Source organism: Scandinavium hiltneri, from assembly GCF_024764835.1.
Lineage (GTDB): Bacteria > Pseudomonadota > Gammaproteobacteria > Enterobacterales > Enterobacteriaceae > Scandinavium > Scandinavium hiltneri.
In genome coordinates this window covers 145,141-171,323 of the sequence record NZ_JALIGE010000071.1, presented here as the reverse complement: position 1 = coordinate 171,323, position 26,183 = coordinate 145,141, and the positions used below count along the sequence as shown (strand labels likewise).

The window sequence follows — 26,183 nt, the reverse complement described above, 5'->3', positions numbered from 1 at the left end:
TATGAAAAATTCGCATCAGCTAAAATCAGAGAAGAAGCTTTTTTTGATCGTGCTTTCGGTGATGGTCGTCATCGTGAATGCGTTCACTTTTTATATTTCATTTTCTAACGCCAGAACCAATATTGAGTTGGTCACGTCGCGTGTGGTGCGCCTGATTACAAAAGATACGCAAAATAACAGAAGCATGGCGTCTGACCTGAGTTCGATGCTGCAACTGCCAGACAGTATGCTGAAAAAAAACATGGGAATCGACAGCAAAAAATTCGCGGGCACAGTGAATGAACGACTGAGCGACAGCGAGATTCCCGCATGGAAAGCGGATATCGATGATGCTCACCGTAAGAAATTCACTATTTTGCGCTCGTTCTGGCGCAATTTTAGCGATGCTAATAAGTCCCAATTTACGACCTACTATACCGACGGTGATACCGGCTACTATTACGTTTTCAACACCGAAAAAGCCATTGAAATTCAGGGTGCTAATCCACACTTTCGTCTTTCTGGCTACATAGAGACCACGTCTTCGCTGTTGAGAAGCAATCGTGGGTATGTCGTGCCGGAACTGTTTTATAGTAATGTTTACCAGGATGCCATTTCGAAATTACCGACTATCACTATCGGTAGCCCGGTGGTGATTAAGGACTTCATCGGTCAGGGAAGTCGAATGTCTGGGATTATCGCTATCGATTACACCCGAGATGACCTGGCCTCTCTATTCCGTGATGCTTTTAATGAGCTGAATATCTCCAATTCCGGGTATGACATTCGTATTCATAGCCTGAAAGGTAATGATATCGACATGAATATCTTCCCGGACAACGGTTCGTGGCTTGATTTTAATCTCGGGGATATCAAGCTGGTAAATGGCTTCTGCCTGAGTACTCGCGTGAGCTTTACCGAACTACTGCGCATTAAACTTGCAGGTTTTCTGTTCGCTAACATCATCATGCTGTTTTTCTTTATAGTCTTTATGCGTTCCCACAGAAGAATTGAGCTGATGATGGATAAACTCACCACCGATTCGCTGACCGAAGCGTTGTCGCGGGAAGGCGGGAAAATAGTGACAGAAAATATTCCCAACAGCCGCAATACTATTCTGGTTGCCATGGATTTGAATGATTTCAAAACCATTAACGATACCTGGGGCCACCATGCCGGAGATGAGGCACTTATCTTCTTCGCTCAATATTTACTGGAATCCGTTCGTCAGGGCGATCATCTGATCCGAATGGGGGGGGATGAGTTTGTTCTGTTATTACAAAACACGACAATTGCACAGGCGCAGCAGATGATGGCGAAGCGGGTTGCGGAGCTTTCTTGTTTCCCCTTTGAAAATACAACGCTGCCATTATCGTTCTCTTACGGCATCAGTGAACTGACGCATGGCTTTACTGAGAGCTATAAAAGAGCGGATGAAGAACTGTATGAAATGAAAAAGCAGCGCAAAAGCCAAATGGAAGAGCTGCAGCCCGCGGTTTAACTTTCGCGAAGTTGACTCATGCTTTTAGTAAAATAAACGGCGGCAGAGATGCCGCCGTTTCGCTTATATTTTGCCAGCTGTTTCTAGCGCCATAACCCGACATGCTTTCTCCACAATCCAGTCACAATGATTAACTGACTTTGCATTTGTCCTATATCGCCTGACGAAGCGGGCGACATACTTATTGATGTAAACGCTTCTACATCCATTCCGAGAGGGTTAAAAATGAAAACAACTTCTCTGCTGACAGGCGCTGTCTTTATGTTACTTTCCGCTACTGCTCTGGCTGCGGGTCCTAAACAGGTTGATTCCGATCAGGCAAGCACGCTGCAACAGATGGGCACCGTGCAGATTTCTGGCCTTGCGGGCTCCTCTGACGATGCCATTCATGCCCTGAAAGCCAAAGCGGCGCAGGAAAATGCCGGCCACTATCAAATTGTCGGACTCGGTAATTCTGGCGATTCCAGCCTGTGGGGCGGCACCGCCATTATCTATAAATAAGCGATATTCCTGCATAAAGGCCGCCTGTGATGCGGTCTTTTTTCATTTACATTCAAACATGTACTCATGAAGTGTCATACTTTTTTACTGTCGAACGCGAAATAATATCCATGTCTACTTAAAGGATATTAACGATGAATAAAATGACCCGCATTGCGCTGCTGACGGCTTCCCTGATTGGTTTCACTGGCGTTGCCCAGGCTGCAAACACCGAGGTTGCTCCGGCGCCTTCTCAGGATCCAATCGTTCAGCATCTGAAACTGACCAACGATCAGGTCGCAAAAATCCAAAGCCTGCATGACGAAATGGAAAAAAGCGTTGAACAGGTGTCCATGAAAGACGTGAAAGATGGCGCGTTGATTGACGTTATCCACTCTGGAAAATGGGATGAGCAGGCGGTGAAAACCCAGCTCGAAGCGTTCAGCAAAGTGGAGCAGCAGACTCGCTACTACCGTGTGAAGTACTACTTCGACCTGAACCAGGTTCTGACGCCAGCACAGCGTAAGCAGATCCAGGACGATTTGATTCAGTCCATCAATAACTAAGTACAAAGCCCGCGAAATAGCGCGGGCTTTTACTCAGACCTGGTCCAATTCTTGTGCCAGTCTGATTTCTGCATCAGCGACAATCGCTTCCAGCTCCCCAAGCATCTCTTCGGTTCCAAACGCCAGCGGTACAGGGTCTCCTGTTACTGCGACTTCCTGTACGTCGACAGGTTTTTTCACTGCGACTTTCTTTTGCTGCTTTTTACGCACGGTCACCGCCTGGCTTCAGCTATTACACCGGTAAATCTATCAGCAAAGCGCGCAGAGGCGTATCGGCGACCAGTGTAATGTTAGCCTCGTCACGAATAAATGCGCCATCACCGCAGGTTAATCCTTCCCGCTCTTCCTGCGGTGTCACCGCATGAACGGTGCCGTGAATAGATTGCAGATACGCGCGCGGACCATGCAGTTGGAAGCTCAGCTGTTCGCCTTTATTCAGCTGAATGTGGTGAACCCACACTTGCTGGCGGAGCTGTACGCTGTGCTGGCTACCGTCGGGGGAAGCGATAAGCTGCTGGGCAGTGTCGGTGAGTTCGCGCTTTTGTACCGATGGATTTTCCCGCTGCGGGCAGGCGTCGAGCCAGAGCTGCATTCGCGTCAGCGACTTCTCTTTACTGAGGTTGTGCTCGCTGTAGCTGGTGCCCGGCTGCGTGGCAATCAGTAGCGCTTCGCCCGCTTTTGCCTGAACGTGATTCCCTTCGCTGTCACGATACTCGGCCTCTCCTTCCAGAATAATATTCAGGATATCGACCTTCGGATACGCGCGCGGCTGGAACGATGCGTCTGGCCCGAGTACTTCCTGATTCAGCACGCGCAGGGAAGCATACCCCAGCAGTTTCGGGTCGAAGTAGTGTCCGAAGGAGAAAGTGTATCGCGCCTGCAGCCAGCCGAAATCAGCTTGTCCGCACTGTTTGGCTGTTCGGGTAGTAATCATATTCTTGACCTCTCTTTACACTAAACAATGGTAAAGCTATGGACGCTGCATTGTTAGCCAGATATTCTGCCGGGTATGTTCAAATTTCCTGAATGAGAACGCCATGGCTAAAGAGAGAGCATTGACGCTGGAAGCGTTAAGAGTAATGGACGCTATTGACCGGCGTGGCAGCTTTGCTGCCGCCGCCGATGAGCTAGGGCGCGTCCCGTCTGCGCTGAGCTACACCATGCAGAAGCTGGAAGAAGAGCTCGACGTGGTGCTGTTTGACCGCTCAGGTCATCGCACAAAATTCACCAACGTTGGCCGAATGCTGCTGGAACGCGGCCGCGTGCTGCTGGAAGCTGCCGATAAACTGACCACCGACGCCGAAGCGCTGGCGCGTGGCTGGGAAACGCATCTGACGCTGGTCGCCGAAGCGCTGGTGCCGACCCCGGAGCTGTTCCCGCTGATTGAAAAACTGGGGCTGAAAGCCAACACTCAGTTGTCGATCATCACCGAAGTATTGGCTGGCGCCTGGGAACGTCTGGAGCAGGGCCGTGCGGATATCGTTATCGCGCCGGATATGCATTTTCGTTCGTCGTCCGAGATAAACTCCCGCAAGCTGTATTCGATCCTGAACGTGTACGTTGCCGCACCGGATCACCCGATTCATCAGGAGCCGGAGCCTTTATCAGAAGTGACGCGCGTGAAATATCGCGGCGTGGCGGTGGCGGATACTGCCCGTGAACGCCCGGTGCTCACCGTACAACTGCTGGACAAGCAGCCGCGTTTGACGGTCAGCACTATCGAAGATAAGCGTCAGGCGTTGCTAGCGGGGCTTGGCGTGGCGACAATGCCGTATCCGCTGGTCGAGCAGGATATTACCGAAGGAAGGTTGCGGGTGGTGAGCCCGGAATACACGAATGAAGTCGATATTATTATGGCGTGGCGACGTGACAGCATGGGTGAAGCAAAAGCCTGGTGTCTGCGTGAAATTCCAAAGCTGTTTGCTAAAAAGTAACGTTTACTAATGACAAAACGATGAAAGGCCCGGCGGCATAAACTTGCCGGGCCTTTCGACTCAAACGCAGGCCCGGTATGTGTCGCGCCGCCAGGCGTTTTGACTTTACGGGATCCGTTTAGGATCCGGTCCGAAGTGGTTTTCACCCGGCGTGCCGTTCTGGCAGTTAAAGACCAGAATCACTATCCAGCCAATGATTGGGATCAGTAACAGCAACAGCCACCACGCTGAACGATCGGTATCATGCAGACGGCGGAACTGCACTGCCCATGTCGGGATCAGTACCAGCAGACCATAAATGCTCGCCAGTACGCCTTCACCGCTGACGCGTTCCAGACCGAGTATTTTATCGATAATACTCAGCACCCCGGCCAGTACGAAACTCACCAGCACGAACATCCAATATTCTTTCCGGCGCGCCCTGCCACCAAACCCGATGTAATTCTTGAGTACTTTTAGATACCAGTCCATTTTCCTTGCCTCTGTAATCAGTCAATCACTTGTTTTCTAAGCGATCGAGGTAAGGATAGATGCAAACTATAAATTAAAAAAGGACATCGATTGATGTCCTTGATAATTAGCGGAAACGCACGTCGCGACCGTGAGGCTCATCAAGATCCTGCCACGGACCAATAGAGATGATCCCCGTTGGGTTAATGGTTTTATGGCTGCGATAATAGTGATGGCGAATGTGGTCGATGTTCACCGTCTCCGCCACACCTGGCAGCTGATAGATATCGCGCAGGAAACCGTACAGATTCAGGTAATCGCTGATACGGTGCTTATCGCATTTGAAATGGGTGACATACACGGGATCGAAACGCACCAGCGTGGTCCACAGGCGAATATCCGCTTCGGTTAACTGGTTGCCGGTCAGATAACGGTGCTGGCCGAGGATTTGCTCTACGCGAGCCAGCGCCTCGAAGACTTTCGTCACCGCTTCGTCGTAGGCATCCTGGCTGGTGGCAAACCCGGCTTTGTAGACCCCGTTGTTAATGCTGTCGTAAATCCAGCCGTTCAGCTCGTCAATTTGTGGGCGCAGCGCTTCAGGGTAATAATCACCGGCACGTGCGCCGAGACCGTCAAATGCGGTATTCAGCATACGGATGATTTCCGCTGATTCGTTACTGACGATAGTGTGGTTTTTTTTGTCCCACAGCACCGGCACCGTGACGCGCCCGGTATATTGCGGGTCGGCATGTAGATACAGCTGATAGAGAAATTCGTTCTGATACAGCGTGTCGCCGGTCGCGCCGGGGAAGCTGTCGTCAAAGGTCCAGCCGTTTTCGTACATCAGCGGGTTTACGACCGACACATCAATAAACGATTCCAGGCCTTTTAACGCGCGCATGATCAGCGTGCGGTGCGCCCACGGACACGCGAGGGAAACGTATAAATGGTAGCGGTCTTTTTCAGCCGCAAAACCGCCTTCTCCGGAGGGGCCTGGCGTGCCGTCGGCGGTCAGCCAGTTACGATACGCCGAAACAGAACGTTTGAATCGTCCCCCGGTAGATTTGGTGTCGTACCAGGTGTCATGCCAGACGCCGTCAATCAGTTGTCCCATGGTTCTCTCTCCTTCAAAAATGACAAAAGCGAGGGATTTCCCTCGCTTTACGCTTCAGTCAGTATAGCGGGCTTACCACTTTTTGTTCAGCACGCGGTCAATACTGAATGCGCCTGGACCGGTGATAGCCACCAGCAGGAAACCGCCAGCGATGGTCAGGTTTTTCATGAACATCAGCGAGTTAACGCCTTCCGCAAAGTTGCTGTGGAAGATAAACGCGGTCAGCAGGGTAAAACCTGCGGTGAACAGCGCGGTGGTGCGGGTCAGGAAACCGAACAGAATCGCCAGACCGCCGCCGAATTCGAGCAGAATAGTCAGTGGCAGCAGCGCACCCGGAACGCCCATCGCTTCCATATACTGCTGAGTGCCCGCATAACCGGTGATTTTGCCCCAGCCTGCAGTGATAAACAGGACTGGCATCAGAATACGAGCGACCAGAACACCAACATCTTCTAATTTTTTCATTTTACTCTCCCTCAAACCACGCAGGCGGATTTATTCATTTATTGTGCAAATACGCGGGGATACCGCGGGTTTGCTGTCGATGGAAAGGAGTGTAATCGTGCCGTTGGGGGATTGTTAGCAAGGAAAACTGTCGATCTTCTTCAAAGATATTGAGTATTAATTCGGGGAAGGGAAATGGGTAATATTGCCCGGCAGACAGGGCGTCGCCGGGCAGCGTGCTGTCAGTGGCGTAACTGCTGCTGGCGCATCGTACTTTTCACCAGCCGCCATGCGCTCCAGACGCCGAAACCACGACGGCCCCAGCGTACCAGGAAGCGTGGATGGCGTACTGACCAGATAGCCATGACGCTACTGCCGACCAGCGCCCAGGCGCGCAGGTTCAGCAGCGTGTTCCATCCGCGATCGTAGACATCAGTGGCTTCTATCCAGTCACGACGGCTGGCGGACAGGTCCAGCCGTTGCTGTTGGATTTTGCTCAGCAGATACGCTTTGCGTTTCTGCAGTTCCACTTTGCTACTCACGTTCGTCATCCTCAAGCAGCGCCCGATCGTTCGCCAGTTCGTTGCGGGTATGGCGTAGCAGCGTTGAGCGCCGCGCTTTTCGCAGCGTCCAGACGGCGCCGATAAGCGCCAACAGGAGCAGGACGGCGGTGGTGGCAATCATGGCGTTCAGCCGGTATTGCGGATCGATGGCCCAGATAATCAGCACCATCAAACTCATCAGCCCGAATGCCGCGAACAGCATGGTCAGGCCGAGCATCAGCAGCATCTGGAAAAGGTTCGCTTTCTCCTCTTCCAGCTCAGCGACTGCCAGTCGCAGACGGGTTTCCACCATGTCGACCATGATGGTGACAATGCGCTGGCCGATGCCGAAAACGCTTTTTCCCGGCCCGTTTGAGTGATGTGAGTCAGCCATAATTAACGACGCGACAGCAGCACACCCAGCACCAGCCCAACGGCCGCGCCGATACCCACGCCGGTCCATGGGTTATCACGTACGTATTCGTCAGCGCGTGCAGCGGCTTCACGGGTTTGTTGGGCAATGGCATCGCTGGTTTCACCCAGACGGTAGCGGCTGTCTTTCAGCGCGCGTTCTGCTTTGCTGCGCAGTTTGCCGAGTTCTTCTTTCGATTTGTCTGAGGAGGAGTTCAGCACCTCTTCCAGGGTATCCGCCAGGGATTTCAGTTCGTCACGCAGATGTTCTGAGGTGGTATCTTTCGCCATGATCTTGTTCTCCAGTGTACTTTGTTAAACTTCCATTGAATCAATAGTCACGAGACTCCAGCGCTTTCAGTTGTTGCTGCGCTTCAGTGAGCTTGTGCTCACGCTTACTGATTTTGTCCGCATCGCCCTTGGTTTTGGCTTCATCAAGGTCGTGGCGACGCTCGGTGATTTCTTCTTTCTGTTCAGCAATTTTCTTTTGGTGATCGGCACGAAGTTTGCTGTCGCTGCAGTTGCCTTTTACTTCCCGCAGCGCTTTGTTCAGACCGTCAATGCGGCTTTGGTTGTGGTGTTTTTCGGCGTAGTGGATTTCTCGCTGGATGTCCTGTTCCTTCTCCTGACACGGTGTTGACGCAAACGCGCCAGCGCTCATTGTCACCAGGCCCAAAGCCAGAAAAATGCGGTATTTCATCGGTTAAACCTTCCCTTGTGTTGTGGGCTCGTTATGACATTGCCCCACCCAATCGACGAGATGATGCGGGTGACTTCCGCTTACTCAATGATAGTAAGTAAATGCGAAATCACCAAAGCCTGTGAAAAGATTCAGAATCCTGGAAGGGTTTAACCAAACCGGTGCGGCGTGTCGCGAAGGCGGGAGAGCCACTGTGGGGCCAACGAGTCTTCATCATCAAGCTGAGCGATGATGTAACCGTGGGGCAGGGTTCTGTCCAGCACCTCTTTGGCGGCGGCGCTTTGGTCGCTGGATTCAAACTTAATCACTAAAGCATCATTTTGCGGGGTGATGCTCTTAAAGCGGATGCCGTTAGCATCCAGATGATGCCAGATGGAGAAACCGTCAGGCATGCTGATATTGGCGCTGACTGGACGAATGGCAAGCGTAGACTCGCGTTGCTGAATCGCGGCCCAGAACCAGAGCAGGGTGCACAGCATGAGCAATGCGCCGAGACTGATACTGAACCGGCGTAAGGTAACGTTCCGCAATCCCATGCTTAGCTCCGGCTACCGTATTTTTTCTTCACCAGTACGATTAGCGACCCGACCAGACCAATCACCAGTAGCACAACCGGCAGCAGCATCAGGCAGGACATCAGCGCATCTTCGTATTTCAGGAACACCGGGGTTTTCCCCAGCAGATAACCGAGTGACGTCAGGATAAGCACCCACAGCAGGCCGCTCAACCAGTTGAAGAGCTGGAAACGGGCGCTGCTAAGACCGGACAGACCGGCGATAGTTGGCAGCAGCGTGCGTACAAAGGCGATAAAGCGTCCGACCAACAGGGCGGATAAACCGTGCTTATGGAACAGGTGATGTGCGCGCTGGTGGTAATGGGCGGGCAGGTGCGAAAGCCAGTTCTGCACAATGCGCGTATTCCCGAGCCAGCGGCCCTGAATGTAGCTCAGCCAGCAGCCGAGGCTGGCGGCGGTGGTCAGCAGCAGCAGCGTTAGCGGGAAACCCATCGCACCTTTGGCGATTAGCACGCCGACCAGCACTAGCAGGCTGTCGCCCGGTAAAAAGGCAGCAGGTAATAATCCGTTCTCTAAGAACAGGATCATGAACAACACGAAGTAGAGCATACCTATCATGGAGGGGTTGGCGAGGGTTTCGAAATCCTGGCTCCACAAGGCATTGAGTAATTGGGTTAACAGTTCCATTCACGATTCCTGGTACATCGATTAATGTCATGCCTGAACGCGTTTTTCTGCCGGACGTCAGTTGTTATTGATTGATTATGGACGCTGGCAACACGCTCTGAACTTATCCATGTTTACGCGAATCAGGCACGCCCGACTCGCCAACGACAAAATGCATCTAAGTGTAACAAAAGCGCTGATTTAACGTCACAGAAATTGCAGTTTGTTGCGGGTTGATTTTGCTTTCTGAAGAGGGGAGAGGCGAGGGATTTTACACAGGCTGACACTATAGTGGATTTACTTACCCCCGATCTCTCATCGGGGGTAAGTAAATCTTATTTCGCGCCGTTGGCGGCGGTATCGAGGTGAACCACCGGATTATCGGCAAACAGGTAACGGTCAGCATTGAATTCGAAATCATCGCTGGTTTCGTTAAACAGCATCAGTTTGGTGTTTTCCAGATGCTGCCACATCGCCAGTTTTGCAGCGTGTGGGTCTTTGCGGATCAGCGCTTTCAGAATTTGGTCATGATCGTCACACCAGTTATCCACCGTGCGCAGATCGATATGGTCGTGGAGTTTTTTCCAGTACGGGTTATGCACGCGCTGAGTCCACATTTTTTCGACAATCGCCGCTAACGCGGTGTTTTGTGTTGCCAGGGCAACCTGGACGTGGAACTGGAGATCCCATTCGGAGTCGCGGAAGCACTTCTCTTTGCGCGCATTCTCCTGAATTTCCATCAGCTTCATGATGTCCTGTTTCGTCACCTGAGTGGCGGCGAACTCGGCGATATTACTTTCAATAAGCTGACGGGCCTGAAGCAGTTCGAACGGACCGTAGTTGGCAAACTCAAGGGACTCGTCCGGAGCGTGGTAATGCTTCGCGGTATTGGAGATGACATGAATACCAGAGCCTTTGCGTACTTCAACGTAGCCTTCGACTTCCAGCATGATAATGGCTTCACGAACCACCGTGCGGCTGACGTTCTTCTCGTCGGCAATAAAACGCTCTGCAGGCAGTTTGTCGCCCACAAGATAAACGCCTTGCTCAATACGATTTTTCAGATCAGCGGCAAGCTGTTGATATAAACGGCGTGATTCCGTGATTTCCATATTCGCTCCAGGCAGGGTATGGCATGAGGATTTGTTATACCACTTTTACGCAAAACTCACCACCATCTTCACGGCAAAAAGCCGCCCGGAAGGCGGCTTTAAAGCAGGTGTAGCAAGGTTTAGCTTTGCGTTGCAGTCCCGCCAACGGCGTGTGCGGTTTCGGCTGCTGGTTTGTTCTGCAGCACGGTCCAGATAATGACCGCACCGATAAGGTCAAACACTGCCAGTACCGCGAACAATGGGCTGAAGCCCAGCGTATCGGCCAGCGCACCCACAACCAGCGCAAACAGTGTACTTGCGGTCCATGCTGCCATGCCGGTCAGGCCGTTCGCCGTAGCCACTTCGTTACGGCCAAAGACATCGGAAGAAAGAGTAATCAGCGCACCGGACAGTGACTGGTGAGCAAAGCCACCGACGCATAGCAGGGCAATCGCAACGTAAGGGCTGGTGAACAGGCCAATCAGGCCCGGACCAATCATCAGGACAGCACCCATGGTGACGACCAGCTTACGGGAAACAATCAGGTTCACGCCGAACTTCCGCTGGAACAGCGGTGGCAGATAGCCGCCGACGATGCAACCGAGGTCAGCAAACAGCATTGGCATCCACGCAAACATCGCAATGTGTTTCAGGTCAAAGCCATAGACTTTAAACATGAACAGGGGGATCCAGGCGTTGAAAGTACCCCAGGCCGGTTCTGCCAGGAAACGTGGCAGCGCGATACCCCAGAACTGGCGATTACGGATAATCTGCCAGGCCGACATTTTTTTGCCATTATCGGTCTGATGCTGCGCTTCCTGACCCCCGATGATGTACTCACGTTCTTCTTCGGTCAGTTTTTTCTGGTCACGTGGGTGTTTGTAGAATATCAGCCAGGCCATTGCCCATGCGAAGCTCAGGACACCGGAGATAATGAACGCCATCTGCCAGCTGTGCATGACGATAGCCCACACCACCAACGGCGGCGCAATCATCCCGCCGATGGAGGAACCGACGTTGAAGTAGCCGACGGCAACGGAACGTTCTTTCGCCGGGAACCATTCGGAGCTGGCTTTCAGACCGGCCGGGATCATTGCCGCTTCTGCTGCACCGACAGCACCACGCGCCACGGCCAGACCGCCCCAACTGCCTGCCAGCGCAGTCGCCCCGCAGAAACATGCCCACAGAACGGCGAACACCGCGTAGCCAACCTTAGTCCCTAACAGGTCAAGCACGTAGCCTGCAACCGGCTGCATAATGGTATAAGCAGCGGAATAGGCGGCGATGATGTAAGAGTATTGCTGAGTGGAAATATGCAGTTCCTGCATAAAGGTCGGCGCAGCGGCCGCCACGGTGTTACGAGTGAGGTAGCCGAGCACGGTGCCCAACGTCACCAGTGCAATCATGTACCAACGTAACCCTTTAATCTTACGCATGTAAAACCTCGTCATTTTGTTTTATCCGCGCGCTGCGCGGTCATCTTCCTGGGTAGAGGAGGATGTTTAAGTAACGGGGGGCGTAACAGATTTCCTGTAACGGCCCGAACCTTGCCATTAATAATTCTGCGAATTCGGTATCCGTACCGGTAATTCCGATGACTGAATCATCGTTAATGCATTCCTTCGGCTTATAGGTTGCGACGGGGTAAACGATAACTTGTCATACAACTTTAAAAGGTGAGAACCGTCACAAATGCTGGAATAACAGTAAGGTCTTTATTGGCGCTGCGTAGAGCCAGTAATGGCGGGGCCTGGTGAAGGATTTACTTCTTTTTGGGTACTTTTTTTGTCGGCTTTTATTGATCTGACTCACGAAAAAATCTTTAGGGACTGGAAATTGGTGTGATAACTTTGCAGCATTGCAGTTAAGCATCTGACGCACTCTTTTAGAGGAAGACGATAATGACTCCGTTTATGACCGAAGATTTCCTGCTCGACACCGAATTTGCCCGCCGTCTGTACCATGACTACGCCAAAGATCAGCCGATTTTCGACTACCACTGCCACCTTCCGCCGCAGCAGGTTGCCGAAAATTACCGTTTCAAAAACCTGTATGACATCTGGCTGAAAGGCGATCACTACAAATGGCGCGCAATGCGTACCAACGGCGTGGCTGAACGTCTGTGTACCGGCGATGCTTCTGACCGTGAAAAATTTGACGCGTGGGCCGCCACCGTGCCGCACACCATTGGTAACCCGTTGTATCACTGGACACACCTCGAACTGCGTCGTCCGTTCGGCATCACCGGCAAACTGCTGTCGCCAAACACTGCCGACGAGATCTGGAATCAATGCAATGATCTGCTCGCGCAGGATCAGTTTTCCGCTCGCGGGATCATGAAGCAGATGAACGTGAAGATGGTCGGCACCACCGACGATCCGATTGATTCGCTGGAACATCACGCTACCGTGGCGAAAGACACCTCTTTCGACGTGAAAGTGCTGCCGAGCTGGCGCCCGGATAAAGCCTTCAACATTGAACAGGCGACCTTCAACGATTACATGGCGAAACTGGGTGAAGTGTCTGACACCGACATCCGTCGCTTCAGCGATCTGCAAACGGCGCTGAGCCGTCGTCTGGATCACTTTGCCGCTCACGGCTGTAAAGTGTCGGATCACGCGCTGGACGTCGTGCTGTTTGCTGACGCCACCGACGCTGAACTCGACGCTATTCTGGCGCGTCGTCTGTCCGGTGAAACGCTGAGCGAGCACGACGTCGCGCAGTTCAAAACCGCGGTGCTGGTCTGGCTTGGCGGTGAATATGCGCGTCGCAGCTGGGTGCAGCAGTACCACATTGGTGCGCTGCGCAATAACAACCAGCGTCAGTTCAAACTGCTGGGCGCGGATGTGGGCTTCGACTCCATCAACGACCGTCCGCTGGCGGAAGAACTGTCAAAATTGCTGAGCAAGCAGAACGAAGAAAACCTGCTGCCAAAAACCATTCTGTACTGCCTGAACCCGCGCGATAACGAAGTGCTTGGCACCATGATCGGCAACTTCCAGGGTGAAGGGATGCCGGGCAAAATGCAGTTCGGTTCCGGCTGGTGGTTCAACGATCAGAAAGACGGCATGGAACGTCAAATGACCCAGCTGGCACAGCTCGGCCTGCTGAGCCGCTTTGTCGGCATGCTGACCGACAGCCGCAGCTTCCTGTCCTATACCCGCCACGAATACTTCCGTCGCATCCTGTGCCAGATGATTGGCCGTTGGGTGGCTGCGGGTGAAGCGCCGGCGGATATTCAGCTGCTGGGCGAGATGGTGAGAAATATCTGCTTTAACAATGCGCGTGATTACTTCGCCATTGAACTGAACTAATGCCCGAGGTTGGTTGATATGCAATACATCAAAATCCATTCGCTGGACAATGTCGTCGTCGCGCTGACTGATATCGCCGCGGGGCAGGAAGTGACCGTGGAAGGTCAGACGGTACGCCTGCAGTCCGATGTCGTGCGCGGGCATAAGTTTGCTCTGTTCGCGATTGCGAAGGGTGAAAACGTCGTTAAATATGGATTGCCGATTGGTCATGCGCTGACGGACATTGCGCCAGGGGAACACATTCATTCCCACAACACGCGCACCAATCTCAGTGATCTGGACGAGTACAGCTATCAACCAGACCTTCAGACGGAACTGAGCCCGGCAGGCGATCGCGACGTGCAGCTTTATCGTCGTGCAAACGGTGAAGTTGGCGTGCGTAACGAGCTGTGGATCCTGCCGACCGTGGGCTGCGTCAACGGGATCGCGCGTCAAATTCAGAATCGTTTTCTGAAAGAGACTAACGATGCCGAAGGCACCGACGGCGTGTTCCTGTTCAGCCACACCTACGGCTGTTCGCAGCTGGGCGACGATCACATCAACACCCGCACCATGCTGCAAAACATGGTGCGTCATCCGAATGCCGGGGCGGTGCTGGTGATTGGCCTCGGTTGTGAGAACAACCAGGTCGATGCGTTCCGTGAAACGCTGGGCGAATTTGACGCCGATCGCGTGCACTTCATGATCTGCCAGAAGCAGGACGACGAAGTGGAAGCGGGCCTTGAAGAACTGCATCAGCTTTATGACGTCATGCGTCACGACAAACGCGAACCAGGCAAACTCAGCGAGCTGAAGTTTGGACTGGAATGCGGCGGTTCCGACGGCCTTTCCGGCATCACCGCCAACCCCATGCTGGGGCGTTTCTCTGATTATGTGATTGGCAACGGCGGCACCACCGTTCTGACCGAAGTGCCGGAAATGTTCGGCGCCGAACAGATCCTGATGAGCCACTGCCGCGACGAGGCCACGTTTGAAAAGACAGTCACCATGGTCAACGATTTCAAACAGTACTTCATCGCGCACAACCAGCCTATTTACGAAAACCCATCGCCGGGCAACAAAGCGGGCGGGATAACTACGCTGGAAGAGAAATCGTTGGGCTGCACGCAGAAAGCGGGTTCCAGCCAGGTGGTTGACGTACTGCGCTACGGCGAGCGCCTGAAAACCCACGGTCTTAACCTGCTGAGCGCTCCGGGTAACGATGCGGTCGCGACCAGCGCATTAGCCGGGGCAGGCTGCCACATGGTGCTGTTCAGCACCGGGCGCGGCACGCCGTACGGTGGTTTTGTGCCGACGGTGAAAATCGCCACCAACAGCGAACTGGCGGCGAAGAAAAAGCACTGGATCGACTTCGATGCGGGGCAGCTAATCCACGGTAAAGCGATGCCGGACGTGCTGACTGAATTTGTCGATACCATCGTGGAATTCGCCAACGGCAAGCAGACCTGTAATGAAAAGAATGATTTCCGTGAACTGGCTATCTTTAAGTCTGGCGTCACGCTCTAATCCTCGCTAAGCTAAAACGGCGTTTCATAAATGAAGCGCCGTTTCTTTTTCTGTGTCATTCAAAGGATTTACCATGACCGCGTATTGGCTAGCCCAGGGCGTTGGAGTCATCGCCTTTCTGGTAGGTATCACGACGTTTATCAACCGCGATGAGCGCCGATTCAAAAAGCAGCTTTCCGTCTACAGCGCCATTATCGGCGTGCATTTCTTCCTGATGGGCGCGTTTCCGGCGGGCTCCAGCGCCATGCTTAACGCCATCCGAACGCTTATCACCCTGCGCACCCGTAGCCTGTGGGTCATGACGCTGTTTATCGTGCTGACCGCCGGGATTGGCCTGGCTAAATTTCATCATCCAATGGAACTGCTGCCCGTCGCCGGTACGCTGGTCAGCACCTGGGCGCTGTTTCGCTGTCAGGGCCTGACGATGCGCTGCATCATCTGGTGCTCAACGGCCTGCTGGGTGGCGCATAACTTCTGGCTTGGTTCGATCGGCGGCACGCTGATTGAAGGGAGTTTTCTGGTCATGAACGGCCTGAACATCATCCGCTTCTGGCGAATGCAAAAACGTGGGATTGACCCGTTTAAAGTGGAAAGTGAAATTCAGGCGGGATTGCAGGAAGAAAGCCCTTCCACTCGTTAGCAGAAGGGCTGGAATAGCAGGGGATTAGCCGCGCAGGGCGTCTTTCGCCAGACGCTCGTCGTCAGCCATGCAGGCCGCGGCGGTGAACAGCACGTCGGTGGAAGAGTTCAGCGCAGTTTCGCAGGAATCCTGCAGCACGCCGATGATAAAGCCGACGGCAACAACCTGCATCGCCACATCGTTCGGGATGCCGAACATGTTGCACGCCAGTGGGATCAACAGCAGAGACCCTCCCGCCACACCCGACGCGCCACAGGCACACAGGGCCGCAACCACGCTCAGCAGCAGCGCCGTTGGCAGGTCAACCGGAATACCCAGCGTATTCACCGCCGCCAGGGTCAGCACGGTGATGGTGATCGCCGCGCCTGCCATGTTGATGGTCGCACCCAGCGGAATCGACACCGAATAGGTATCCCGATCCAGGTTCAGCTTTTCAGCCAGCGCCATATTCACCGGAATGTTGGCGGCAGAGCTGCGGGTAAAGAAGGCATAAACGCCGCTTTCACGCAGGCACATCAGTACCAGCGGATACGGGTTGCGGCGAATCTTCCAGAACACCAACAGCGGGTTAATCACCAGCGCCACCAGCAGCATACAGCCAATCAGCACGACCAGCAGTTGGGCGTAGCCCCACAGCGTTTCGAAACCGGTGCTTGCCAGCGTAGACGCGACCAGACCGAAAATCCCGATCGGCGCAAAGCGAATCACCACTTTCACCATAAAGGTGACCGCGTTAGATACGTCGTTAACCAGGTTTTTAGTGGTTTCATTGCCGTGACGCAGCGCGAAGCCCAGGCCTACGGCCCACACCAGAATACCGATGTAGTTGGCGTTCAGCAGCGCGTTAATCGGGTTGGCCACCATGCTCATCAGCAGGCCGCGAAGCACTTCAACAATGCCAGACGGCGGCGTGATATCGGCCGCGCCGGTGCTCAGGTGCAGGGTGGACGGGAACACGAAGCTGAACAGCACTGCGGTCAGCGCGGCGGCAAAAGTACCCAGCAGATACAGGAACAGGATTGGGCGAATACTGGTTTTCTGACCGTGCTGGTGGTTAGCGATAGACGCCATAACCAGCATCAGAACCAGCACCGGGGCCACGGCTTTCAGAGCGCCGACGAACAGCGTCCCGAACAGACCAACGGCTTCCGCAGCAGGCTTAGAAATCCAGGCCAGCAGAATACCCAGGACCAGACCCACCAGAATTTGTTTTACAAGGCTGCCTTCAGCGAGACGCTGAAGCAAGCCAGAGGGGCGTTGCGTAGTCATTTAACTTTTCCTTCGGTCGTAATGTGGTTCCATCCCGGCGGCTCTTTGGTCGCATTTGACAGGATGTAACAAATGTTTGCATGGATGAGTATAAGGATGTTCTGGCTTCGGGGAAGGGGAACCTGCTGAATATTTCGGGTGGATCTGATTTTTTAACTGATGATTAACATTTAATTGACATAAACCACAAAAAAACGGCCCGCGTAAATCGGGCCGTCTGACATATTCAGGGCTTAATTTGCGATGTTCTTTTTGTCGTGCTGGTGGTTGACCCACATGTTAATCAGCAGCGTTAACACCAGAATACCGAAGACCACGCCCAACGAAATCGCGATGGGGATGTGGTAGAGGTCGATAAGCAGCATCTTGATGCCAATAAACACCAGGATAATCGACAGGCCGTACTTCAACATCGAGAAGCGCTCCGCCACGCCTGCCAGCAGGAAGTACATCGCACGCAGACCGAGGATTGCGAACAGGTTCGAGGTCAGCACAATGAACGGGTCAGTGGTCACCGCGAAGATAGCCGGAATGCTGTCTACCGCGAAAATCACATCGCTCAGTTCGACGAGGATCAGCACCAGCAGCAGCGGCGTAGCGTACAGCAGGCCGTTTTTGCGCACGAAGAAGTGCTCATTCTCGATGTTATCGGTCATGCGCAGATGGCTGCGGATCCAGCGCACCAGCGGCTTGTCGCCAATGCCTGCGTCGTCTTCCTTCGCCAGCGCCATTTTCACCCCGGTGAACAGCAGGAACGCGCCGAACACGTACAGCAGCCATTCGAATTGAGAAATCAGCCAGCTGCCGGTGAAGATCATGATCGTACGCAGCACAATCGCGCCCAGTACGCCGTAAATCAGCACCCGACGCTGCAACGCCGGCGGCACTGCAAAGTAGCTAAACAGCATCAGCCAGACGAAGACGTTATCGACCGCCAGCGCTTTCTCAATCAGATAACCGGTAAGGAAAGCCATCGCCTGCGGGTCAGCAACCGCACGGCCTTGGGTTTGAGCGAGGTACCACCAGAAAGCGAGGTTAAACAGCAGCGACAACGTAACCCACACCAGCGACCAACTGGCCGCCTGTTTCATGGTCATGGTTTGCACGCCGCGCCGCCCTTGTAGCAGCAGATCAATCGCCAACATTATGACGACCACAACAGCAAATCCGCCCCAAAGTAATGGAGTTCCAACAGTGTTCATAATCTATCCCATAAGCAAAAAAAAACGGCTAACGTCCAAAAGACGATAGCCGTTGCAGGATTTTTTGCCCGGACCTCGCCTTTCGGCAAGGTCTCACTTACAACAAAAAAGAAATCTACAGTAAATTTCTTTTTTGTTGCCCGGCAACCGGATGCTTTCGCATCGTCATGACGATCCACCGGCAAACAAGTTACTCCCCTTTGCGTGTGACAAAATATTACAGGCCATTGATGGCGTCAATGGCCCATAACCTCTGTTTTACACAGCTTTACGCGGGAAGCGTTTCGTTCACTCCGTCCGCCGGGAACACGACGCCGGTCTGGCGACGAATTTCGGTGGCGAGCTTTGAGGTGATGCGGCTCACCGCCAGCCCTGGATGATTCACTTCATTCTCTTCGACCAGACGCGCAAACAGCTCCGCCTCGTACAGCATGGTGTTGATATGCTGCGGCTGAGTCAGATCCTGCGCCTTGCCGCCGCGTGGCACGAAGGAAACCTTCTGGCATTCGGATATTTTCTCGATAACCAGCGAACCTTCTTCGCCCTGGATTTCGCTCGGCAGCACCGAATCGCTCACTTTGGAGTGTTGCAGGGTCACGCTGAAATCACCGTAATCCAGCACGACCACGCCGTGCGCATCGACGCCGCTGTCCAGCAATGTGGCGCTGGCGTGAACGCCATGCGGTTCGCCCCACAGGGCAACGGCCGAGGCGAGACAGTAGAAACCAATATCCATAATCGAGCCGTTCGAGAACGCCGGATTAAAGGTGTTCGGGTTTTCGCCGTCAAGATAGCGCTGATAGCGCGAAGAGTACTGGCAGTAGTTGATAAGCGCCTTGCGCACTTTGCCCACTTTGCTCAGCGACTGCTGCAGCTGCAGGAAATTCGGCAGGCTGGCGGTCTTGAACGCTTCGAACAGCACCACCTGGTTTTCACGCGCCAGGGCGATAGCCGCTTCCACTTCCGCGATATTTGACGCCAGCGGCTTCTCGCAAATCACATGCTTTTTGTGGCTGAGAAACAGTTGGGTTTGCGGGAAGTGCAGGGAGTTCGGGCTGGCAATATACACCGCATCAATGGCATCGCTTTGCGCCATCTCATCGAGAGAGGTAAAGAGATGTTCAACCATGTAATCGCTGGCGAAGCCCTGGGCCTGCTCGAGACTGCGGGAATAAACGGCGGTGAGTTTGTATTTGCCGGTTTCATGGGCGGCATCGACAAACTGGCGGGTGATCCAGTTTGTGCCAATGACTGCGAAACGTATCATGAGAATTGACGTACTCCGAAAAAGGGGCCTTTTGCCACTTTAGCACGCCATGATGACAAAACCAGTGCGCGCTTACGCAGAACCCGGCAGCGAAAGTTGGGTCAGCCACAGACGGGTATCAAACTCCAGCTGGTGGTACTGCGGCTCCATATGACAGCAGAGCTGATAGAACGCTTTGTTGTGATCTTTTTCTTTCAGATGCGCCAGTTCATGAACCACTATCATCCGCAAAAAGGCTTCCGGGGACTGGCGGAAAACGGTGGCGACGCGAATCTCCGCTTTGGCTTTGAGCTTGCCGCCCTGAATGCGGGAAATCGCGGTGTGCAGCCCAAGGGCGTTATTCAGCACATGAATTTTGTTGTCGAAGGCCACTTTATTGATCGGCGGCGCGCTGCGCATATAGCGGTTTTTCAGGCTTTGCGTGAATTCCCACAACGCCTTATCGTTAGTGATGTCGTGCTTGTCGGGATAGCGCTTTTCCAGTACTTCGCCGAGGCGTTGTTCGGCAATAAGGGTGCGAACCTGGCTAAGAAGATGCTCGGGATAACCGCTTAAATACGTCAGTTCGCTCATGCTTGTCTCGAATTGTAGAAAAAAGGGGTATACTCACGCCCCCAAATCGGGGATATCACCGAATTTTACCATCCAGGAGGGCCGATGAGCCAATCAGACAACGGTTTTCGTTCACTGACACTAAAACGTTTCCCGGAAACGGACGACGTTAGCCCGCTGCAAGCGTGGGAAGCGGCAGATGAATACCTGCTGCAACAGTTGGACGGCACCGACATCAGCGGCCCGGTTCTCGTTTTTAACGATACTTTTGGCGCGCTGGCCTGTGCGCTGGCGGCACACCAGCCGTACAGCATCGGCGACTCGTACTTAAGCGAGCTCGCGACCCGCGAAAACCTGCATCACAACGATATCGCTGAAAACAGCGTCACGTTCCGCGACAGCACCGGGGAATACCCGCCGGCGCCGGCCGTCGTGCTGATTAAAATCCCAAAAACGCTGGCACTGCTGGAACAACAGCTGCGTGCATTGCGCGAAGTGGTGACGCCGGAAACCCGTATTATCGGCGGCGCGAAGGCGCGTGACGTACACAACTCCACGCTGGAGCTGTTCGAAAAAATCCTCGGCCCGACCACCACCACCCTGGCGTGGAAAAAAGCACGTCTGATTAACTGCACCTTCAGCGCGCCAGCGCTGGTGGACGTCCCGCAGGTACTCAGCTGGCCGCTGGAAGGCACCAACTGGACCATTCATAACCACGCGAACGTCTTCTCCCGTACCGGGCTGGACATCGGCGCGCGCTTCTTTATGGAGCATTTGCCGAAAGATCTGGAAGGCGAAATCGTCGACCTCGGCTGCGGTAACGGCGTGGTCGGCCTAAGCCTGCTGGAGCGTAATCCGCTGGCAAACGTGGTGTTTGTTGATGAATCGCCGATGGCCGTCTCTTCAAGCCGACTGAACGTTGAAAGCAACATGCCGGAAGCGCTGGACCGCTGCGAGTTCATGATCAACAACGCGCTGTCGGGCGTCGAGCCGTTCCGCTTCAACGCAATACTGTGCAACCCGCCGTTCCATCAGCAGCACGCGCTGACTGATAACATCGCCTGGGAAATGTTCCACCACGCGCGTCGTTGTCTGAAGATCAACGGCGAGCTGGTGATTGTGGCTAACCGCCACCTCGACTATTTCCATAAACTGAAGAAGATTTTTGGCAACTGCACCACCATCGCCACCAATCAGAAGTTTGTGATCCTTAAAGCGGTGAAATTAGGGCGTAATCGCTAGACGCGACACACCCATAGCCCGATAGCCGCATGGCTGTCGGGTTTTTCCTAAAGCACTCTCGCAAAATCTCAAATTCCCCCGCTACTTTCTGCAAATTCGCTAGTCGCCATTCATTCCGCAGGTTTACGTTAGGCGCATCTTTTATGATGCCGTGTGTTGCCATATTGGCAACTTGTGGTTACTCTTTCCTCAATTCGTCAATGGATGTGATGAAGAATGCACGTGATTGCACAAAAAGCGTTAAAGGATGCGGCAGGTAAATTTCCGGAGCATAAAATTGAACTGGCGGCGCTGGGGTTAACGATTGCCAAAGGCTACTTTAAGACACCTGAAGCCCTAAGAGCCCAGGTTCCTTCACTGGATAACTTCAAGTATCTGGATAAACACTATGTGGTAGACATTGGACACAACGGTCTTCGACTTATAGCCATGATATTTTTTGACAGTCAGAAATTTTACATCAGGCATATTTTTAGCCACAAAGAATACGATATGTTCACTGCTAACTGGCGTATTAAGGGGAAACACTCATGGTGATTGCTGATATTTTGAAAGCTGGAGAGACGTTAACATCAGCGGCTCCTTTTATGGCGGGTATTCAAAACCCTCAGCAACTTGATGATGCGATCGAATTTGTTGAGTATCTTTTACTTAACGACCCTTCCAACCCTTTGCTTGATATCGTTTGCCGCAATATTACCGATTATGAGAGTACGGCACCTGAGTACGCTGAATTCAACACATTGCTTGCGTCAATCCCCATTGGCGTTGCCGTTCTCCATACGCTGATGAACCAGCACAACCTTACCCTCTCCGATTTTCCGGAAATTGGCAGTAAATCGATGGTTTCTCGCGTACTCAACGGCAAACGAAAATTGACGCTGGAGCATGCAAAAAAGCTGGCGAAGCGTTTTGGCATTTCGCCCGCCATGTTTATCGACTGACATCTTTACCGGCAAGATGTCAGCTGTTTGCCCTAAATCTCCAGCGCCAGCCTGGTGCCCTGGGCGATAGCCCGGCGCGCATCCAGCTCCATCGCCACGTCACATCCCCCGATTAAATGCAGCGGTTTTCCTGAGGCGCGTAATGCCTCTGCTAACTCCCGGCGCGGCTCTTGTCCGGCGCAGAGAATCACATGATCCACCGCCAGCAGCTGCGGTTCACCGCCAATCGTGACATGTAATCCGTTATCGTCGATCTTCTCATAGCTTACCGCCGGGAACATTTTCACGCCGCGGGCGAGCAGGGTAGTGCGATGGATCCAGCCGGTGGTTTTGCCAAGTCCTTCGCCAGGCTTACTGGCTTTACGTTGCAGCATCACAATCTGGCGCGGGCTTTTATGCAGCTGCGGTCCTTCCGGACGTAGACCGCCGTGCAGTTGCAGGCTGGTGTCGATCCCCCATTCCACGCAGAACTCGGCGATATTCTGGCTGGTGGCTTCGCCAGGCTGGCTTAAATACATTGCAGTATCAAAGCCGATACCGCCGCAGCCGATAATTGCCACGCGCTTCCCTACGGGCGTTTTGTCCCGCAGCACGTCGAGGTAGTTCAGCACCTTAGGATGATCAACGCCTGCGATATCGGGTAGACGCGGTTCAATACCGGTCGCGAGAATGGTTTCGTCGAAGTCGGTGAGATCTTCTGCGCCGACAACGCGGTTGAGCTCCAGCTTCACGCCGTGCAGCGCGATCATCCGACGGTAATAGCGCAGCGTTTCATAAAACTCTTCTTTGCCGGGGATCTGCCTGGCGATATTGAACTGACCGCCGATTTCCCCCGCAGCCTCAAATAATGTGACGCTATGCCCGCGTGCGGCGGCGTTAACGGCGAACGCCAGGCCAGCTGGTCCGGCCCCGACGACGGCCAGATGTTTTTTCGTCGCCGTCGCGACGATCGGCATCCGGGTTTCATGGCAGGCGCGCGGATTCACGAGGCAGGAGGTCACTTTGCCGACAAAAATCTGATCGAGGCAGGCCTGATTGCAGCCGATACAGGTGTTGATCTCATCCGCCCGGCCACTTTGCGCTTTAGAAAGCAGTTCGGCATCGGCAAGGAATGGCCGCGCCATTGACACCATATCGGCATCTCCACGGCTCAGAATATCTTCTGCGACCTGCGGATCGTTAATGCGGTTGGTGGTGATCAGCGGGATCGTCACCTTGCCTTTCAGCTTGCGCGTCACCCAGGTGAATGCCCCGCGCGGAACCGGCGTAGCAATGGTTGGGATCCGCGCTTCATGCCAGCCGATCCCAGTGTTGATGATCGTCGCGCCAGCCGCTTCGATGGCCTGAGCCAGCTCGACGGTTTCGTCAAAATTACCGCCGCCTTCCACTAAATCGAGCATCGACAGGCGATAGATAATGATGAATTCCTCGCCCACGCGTTCGCGCACGGCACGCACCACTTCCACAGCAAAGCGCATGCGTCGCGTCCAGTCTCCGCCCCACTGGTCGTCGCGTTGGTTGGTGCGGGCGGCAAGAAATTCATTAATTAAATAGCCCTCCGAACCCATCACTTCCACGCCGTCATAACCGGCTTCCCGCGCCAACAGCGCACATTGCGCGAAGTCGTCAATCAGCACCAGGATTTCGTCATGGGTCAGCGCGTGAGGTTTAAAGCGGTTGATCGGGGCCTGCAGCGCTGACGGTGCTACCGGACGCGGCTGATAGCTGTAGCGTCCGGTATGCAGAATTTGCAGCGCGATTTTACCGCCAGCCTGATGAACCGCATCGGTAACCGGGCGATGGTGCGCCAGCTGGCTTGCATCGTTTAGCACCGCGCCGCCTTCCATTCCCACACCGGAAAGTGCAGGGGCCACGCCACCGGTCACAATCAGCGCCACGCCATGACGGGCGCGCTCAGCATAAAAGGCCGCCAGTCTTTCGGTTCCGTCCGGGCGTTCTTCCAGCCCGGTGTGCATCGAGCCCATCAGGACGCGATTTTTCAGCGTGGTAAAGCCCAGATCGAGCGGGGCGAATAACGATGGATAGTGGCTCATAATCGCGCTTCCAGATGTAAATTTATTGTTATGTGGTCGGATGAGTTACTAATTTAGCGCCCGTGGGGAAAAAGGGAAAAGGGGAGTGCGGTGATTGTGATGGGATTCAAAGATTGGAAGAGGCTCGGAGGAAACTCCTCTCCCTACCCCTCTCCCGCAGCTGTCCCTTAGGGTGAGCGGCGGGAAGAGGGAGCGTGCTGCAGCCCAGGCGCCTGCCACATCGACGTGGTCAAACCGCTGTCGACCAGGCCCAGTTGGTCGGCATACACCGCCTGCCATTTTTCTTTCATGCCGTCGTACAGCTCGCGATGGGCGCGGTTCGGGGTAAAGACCCGGCTCCAGCTGACCAGCTTTTCGCCCGCGCTCGCCATGTCGGGATACAATCCTGCCCCGGTTCCGGCGGCAATCGCGCAGCCCAGCGCGGTGGCTTCTTTGACCTCCGGCACACGCACTGGCAGCCCGGTGACATCGCTTAAAATCTGGCTCCACAACGCGCCTTTAGAGCCGCCGCCCGCGAAGACCAGGCTGTCGAAAGTGACGCCGGAAAATTGCGAAATCTGCGCCAGGTTGCAGGCCGACACTATCGCCGCGTTTTCTTCTAATGCCCTGAACAGCGTGGCTTTATTGCATTTTTCTGGATCGATGGAGAGGTTAATAAACGACGGTGCGGCGTGATACCACTGTTTAAAATGCATCGCATCGGAGAAGATCGGCATCACGCCGTGGGAGCCTGCCGGTACGCGGCTGGCCATCTCTTCCAGCAGGGCGTAGGTGTCGGTGCCGAGCCGTTCAGCAATCAGTTTTTCTTCGGCGCAAAACGCGTCACGGAACCAGCGCATCGTCAGCCCGGTGAAAAAGCTAATTGACTCGGCCTGCACCATGCCGGGGATCACGTGCGGATTAACGCGAATATTCATCTCCGGGTCGGTGCGCACCTCCGGCAGATTGACCACCTGTTGCCAGAACGTACCGCCGAGTATCGCGGTTTGGCCGGGGCGTACCACGCCTAATCCTAAACAGCCCAGTTGAACGTCGCCACCGCCCATGACCACCGGCGTGCCGATGCGCAGGCCGCACTGTTGCGCCGCCTGTTTAGTGACGGCCCCCAGCACGCTGCCAGTTTCTTTCACCGGGGAGAGAATGTCGGCCCGTAGCCCGGCCATGTCCAGCAGCGCCGGTCGCCAGTCGCGGCTGAATAAATCGAGCATCCCGGTGGTGCCTGCGTTAGACGGATCGACCGCCAGCTCGCCGGAAAGCTTCGCCGCCAGCCAGTCGCTGATCATGGTGATGGTGGCGGCATTGCTATAAATATCCGGGCGATGATGGGCGAGCCACAGCAGGCGCGGCATCGCGGAAAGCGCCAGCGTCTGGCCGGAGACGTCATACACTTCGGATTCAAAACGGTAATCGTGGATTTCTTTCAGCTCAGAGACTTCGCGGCTGGCGCGCGCGTCGACGTTGGCACAGGCCCAAATGGCGTCGCCGTTGCGGTCGTACAGCACGATCCCTTCGCGCATGGAACAGCAGGCGACGGACTGAATATCGGCGGCGCTCAGGTGGGCGTTTTCCAGTGCCTGACGGATGCACTGACAGGCGAGCTGCCAGTTGGTGTTGAGGTCAAACTCCATCGAGCCGGGGACGTTTTCCACGCTCAGGTGTTTCCATTCCGCCTGACCGACGGCAATCTGACGGCCCGCCAGGTCGAAAATCACCGCCCGGATGCTGCCGGTCCCTGCGTCCAACGCTAAAAGGTAACTCATGACGTGCGCCTCGTTGAAATTGAGCACTTATAACAATCTAG

The 26,183-nt window shown here is 54.2% G+C and carries 29 protein-coding genes; 10 read left to right on the top strand and 19 right to left on the bottom strand.

Going from position 1 to position 26,183, the window contains the following annotated elements:
- Position 1 precedes the first annotated feature (1 nt).
- The 3 genes from MUU47_RS08170 (at position 2) to MUU47_RS08160 (ending at position 2,526) form a co-directional block, all read left to right on the top strand.
- Entirely contained in the window at positions 2–1,480 is a 1,479-nt protein-coding gene (locus tag MUU47_RS08170) for a GGDEF domain-containing protein (RefSeq protein WP_258987689.1), read from the top strand.
- 225 nt (positions 1,481–1,705) lie between these two features.
- A complete protein-coding gene (locus tag MUU47_RS08165) occupies positions 1,706–1,981 on the top strand; it encodes a YdgH/BhsA/McbA-like domain containing protein (protein ID WP_258987688.1) in 276 nt (91 codons plus the stop codon).
- Between the two features lie 134 nt (positions 1,982–2,115).
- Positions 2,116–2,526: a Spy/CpxP family protein refolding chaperone gene (locus tag MUU47_RS08160; RefSeq protein ID WP_159772071.1), complete on the top strand. Its 411-nt coding sequence runs from the start codon at positions 2,116–2,118 to the stop codon at positions 2,524–2,526.
- Between the two features lie 33 nt (positions 2,527–2,559).
- Here the strand turns inward: MUU47_RS08160 and MUU47_RS08155 are convergent, their stop codons facing one another.
- Both MUU47_RS08155 and MUU47_RS08150 read right to left on the bottom strand, forming a co-directional pair.
- On the bottom strand, positions 2,560–2,736 hold the full coding sequence (locus MUU47_RS08155) for a protein YhaL (RefSeq protein ID WP_258987687.1): 177 nt from the start codon (positions 2,734–2,736) through the stop codon (positions 2,560–2,562).
- A gap of 22 nt (positions 2,737–2,758) precedes the next feature.
- Positions 2,759–3,460, bottom strand: coding sequence for a pirin family protein (locus tag MUU47_RS08150; RefSeq protein WP_258987685.1), 702 nt, complete (start codon positions 3,458–3,460; stop codon positions 2,759–2,761).
- A gap of 103 nt (positions 3,461–3,563) precedes the next feature.
- Here MUU47_RS08150 and MUU47_RS08145 point away from each other — a divergent pair, with 103 nt between their 5' ends.
- Complete coding sequence (locus MUU47_RS08145) at positions 3,564–4,460, top strand: LysR family transcriptional regulator (protein WP_258987684.1); 897 nt, start codon at positions 3,564–3,566, stop codon at positions 4,458–4,460.
- Positions 4,461–4,565: 105 nt separating this feature from the next.
- On the opposite strand, the gene MUU47_RS08140 is transcribed toward MUU47_RS08145, so the two are convergent.
- From MUU47_RS08140 to MUU47_RS08090, 11 genes are all read right to left on the bottom strand, one after another.
- Entirely contained in the window at positions 4,566–4,931 is a 366-nt protein-coding gene (locus MUU47_RS08140) for a DUF805 domain-containing protein (RefSeq protein ID WP_258987683.1), read from the bottom strand.
- A gap of 106 nt (positions 4,932–5,037) precedes the next feature.
- On the bottom strand, positions 5,038–6,024 hold the full coding sequence (locus tag MUU47_RS08135; RefSeq protein ID WP_258987682.1) for a glutathione S-transferase family protein: 987 nt from the start codon (positions 6,022–6,024) through the stop codon (positions 5,038–5,040).
- A gap of 72 nt (positions 6,025–6,096) precedes the next feature.
- Positions 6,097–6,489 carry a DoxX family protein gene (locus MUU47_RS08130; protein ID WP_258987681.1) on the bottom strand — a complete coding sequence of 131 codons (393 nt, stop codon included), beginning with the start codon at positions 6,487–6,489 and terminating at the stop codon, positions 6,097–6,099.
- Positions 6,490–6,710: 221 nt separating this feature from the next.
- Positions 6,711–7,010 carry a YqjK-like family protein gene (locus MUU47_RS08125; protein WP_258987680.1) on the bottom strand — a complete coding sequence of 100 codons (300 nt, stop codon included), beginning with the start codon at positions 7,008–7,010 and terminating at the stop codon, positions 6,711–6,713.
- Positions 7,003–7,404 (bottom strand): phage holin family protein, encoded by a 402-nt coding sequence (locus MUU47_RS08120; protein WP_110510502.1) that lies wholly within the window; start codon positions 7,402–7,404, stop codon positions 7,003–7,005. The genes MUU47_RS08125 and MUU47_RS08120 overlap by 8 nt, the downstream gene beginning before the upstream one ends.
- 2 nt (positions 7,405–7,406) lie before the next feature.
- Positions 7,407–7,712 carry an ElaB/YgaM/YqjD family protein gene (locus MUU47_RS08115; protein ID WP_258987679.1) on the bottom strand — a complete coding sequence of 102 codons (306 nt, stop codon included), beginning with the start codon at positions 7,710–7,712 and terminating at the stop codon, positions 7,407–7,409.
- A 40-nt stretch (positions 7,713–7,752) separates the two neighbouring features.
- Positions 7,753–8,121, bottom strand: a complete 369-nt coding sequence (locus MUU47_RS08110) for a DUF1090 domain-containing protein (protein ID WP_258987678.1) — start codon at positions 8,119–8,121, stop codon at positions 7,753–7,755.
- 149 nt (positions 8,122–8,270) lie between these two features.
- Positions 8,271–8,657: an EnvZ/OmpR regulon moderator MzrA gene (gene mzrA / locus MUU47_RS08105; RefSeq protein ID WP_258987677.1), complete on the bottom strand. Its 387-nt coding sequence runs from the start codon at positions 8,655–8,657 to the stop codon at positions 8,271–8,273.
- A 2-nt stretch (positions 8,658–8,659) separates the two neighbouring features.
- On the bottom strand, positions 8,660–9,322 hold the full coding sequence (gene yqjA, locus MUU47_RS08100) for a DedA family general envelope maintenance protein YqjA (RefSeq protein WP_258987676.1): 663 nt from the start codon (positions 9,320–9,322) through the stop codon (positions 8,660–8,662).
- 314 nt (positions 9,323–9,636) lie between these two features.
- Positions 9,637–10,413 carry a transcriptional regulator ExuR gene (gene exuR, locus MUU47_RS08095; RefSeq protein WP_258987675.1) on the bottom strand — a complete coding sequence of 259 codons (777 nt, stop codon included), beginning with the start codon at positions 10,411–10,413 and terminating at the stop codon, positions 9,637–9,639.
- A 119-nt stretch (positions 10,414–10,532) separates the two neighbouring features.
- The gene (locus MUU47_RS08090) at positions 10,533–11,828 is read right to left on the bottom strand and encodes an MFS transporter (protein WP_258987674.1); all 1,296 of its coding nucleotides are present in this window, start codon (positions 11,826–11,828) and stop codon (positions 10,533–10,535) included.
- Positions 11,829–12,293: 465 nt separating this feature from the next.
- On the opposite strand from MUU47_RS08090, the gene uxaC reads away from it, so the two are divergent.
- From uxaC to MUU47_RS08075, 3 genes are all read left to right on the top strand, one after another.
- Entirely contained in the window at positions 12,294–13,706 is a 1,413-nt protein-coding gene (gene uxaC / locus MUU47_RS08085) for a glucuronate isomerase (RefSeq protein ID WP_258987673.1), read from the top strand.
- Between the two features lie 18 nt (positions 13,707–13,724).
- Positions 13,725–15,212 carry a UxaA family hydrolase gene (locus tag MUU47_RS08080; RefSeq protein ID WP_258987672.1) on the top strand — a complete coding sequence of 496 codons (1,488 nt, stop codon included), beginning with the start codon at positions 13,725–13,727 and terminating at the stop codon, positions 15,210–15,212.
- A gap of 73 nt (positions 15,213–15,285) precedes the next feature.
- Positions 15,286–15,852: a YgjV family protein gene (locus MUU47_RS08075; protein WP_258987671.1), complete on the top strand. Its 567-nt coding sequence runs from the start codon at positions 15,286–15,288 to the stop codon at positions 15,850–15,852.
- 24 nt (positions 15,853–15,876) lie between these two features.
- Here MUU47_RS08075 and sstT read toward each other — a convergent pair whose 3' ends face one another.
- The 4 genes from sstT to MUU47_RS08055 form a co-directional block, all read right to left on the bottom strand.
- The gene (gene sstT, locus MUU47_RS08070) at positions 15,877–17,121 is read right to left on the bottom strand and encodes a serine/threonine transporter SstT (RefSeq protein ID WP_258987670.1); all 1,245 of its coding nucleotides are present in this window, start codon (positions 17,119–17,121) and stop codon (positions 15,877–15,879) included.
- Positions 17,122–17,354: 233 nt separating this feature from the next.
- Positions 17,355–18,323, bottom strand: a complete 969-nt coding sequence (locus MUU47_RS08065) for a TerC family protein (RefSeq protein WP_258987668.1) — start codon at positions 18,321–18,323, stop codon at positions 17,355–17,357.
- Between the two features lie 268 nt (positions 18,324–18,591).
- Positions 18,592–19,590, bottom strand: a complete 999-nt coding sequence (locus tag MUU47_RS08060) for a Gfo/Idh/MocA family protein (RefSeq protein ID WP_258987667.1) — start codon at positions 19,588–19,590, stop codon at positions 18,592–18,594.
- A 72-nt stretch (positions 19,591–19,662) separates the two neighbouring features.
- A complete protein-coding gene (locus tag MUU47_RS08055; protein ID WP_258987665.1) occupies positions 19,663–20,163 on the bottom strand; it encodes a M48 metallopeptidase family protein in 501 nt (166 codons plus the stop codon).
- A gap of 84 nt (positions 20,164–20,247) precedes the next feature.
- Between MUU47_RS08055 and rlmG the strand changes: the two genes are divergently transcribed.
- The 3 genes from rlmG to MUU47_RS08040 all read left to right on the top strand — a co-directional run bounded on the left by rlmG (position 20,248) and on the right by MUU47_RS08040 (position 22,328).
- Positions 20,248–21,384, top strand: a complete 1,137-nt coding sequence (gene rlmG, locus MUU47_RS08050) for a 23S rRNA (guanine(1835)-N(2))-methyltransferase RlmG (RefSeq protein WP_258987662.1) — start codon at positions 20,248–20,250, stop codon at positions 21,382–21,384.
- Positions 21,385–21,600: 216 nt separating this feature from the next.
- Positions 21,601–21,921 carry a type II toxin-antitoxin system HigB family toxin gene (locus tag MUU47_RS08045; RefSeq protein ID WP_258987660.1) on the top strand — a complete coding sequence of 107 codons (321 nt, stop codon included), beginning with the start codon at positions 21,601–21,603 and terminating at the stop codon, positions 21,919–21,921.
- Positions 21,915–22,328: a helix-turn-helix domain-containing protein gene (locus MUU47_RS08040; RefSeq protein ID WP_258987659.1), complete on the top strand. Its 414-nt coding sequence runs from the start codon at positions 21,915–21,917 to the stop codon at positions 22,326–22,328. The genes MUU47_RS08045 and MUU47_RS08040 overlap by 7 nt, the downstream gene beginning before the upstream one ends.
- A gap of 32 nt (positions 22,329–22,360) precedes the next feature.
- Here MUU47_RS08040 and MUU47_RS08035 read toward each other — a convergent pair whose 3' ends face one another.
- Together MUU47_RS08035 and lsrK are read right to left on the bottom strand one after the other, a co-directional pair.
- Positions 22,361–24,382 (bottom strand): NADPH-dependent 2,4-dienoyl-CoA reductase, encoded by a 2,022-nt coding sequence (locus tag MUU47_RS08035; RefSeq protein WP_258987658.1) that lies wholly within the window; start codon positions 24,380–24,382, stop codon positions 22,361–22,363.
- Between the two features lie 167 nt (positions 24,383–24,549).
- Positions 24,550–26,142 (bottom strand): autoinducer-2 kinase, encoded by a 1,593-nt coding sequence (gene lsrK / locus MUU47_RS08030; RefSeq protein WP_258987657.1) that lies wholly within the window; start codon positions 26,140–26,142, stop codon positions 24,550–24,552.
- Positions 26,143–26,183 lie beyond the last annotated feature (41 nt).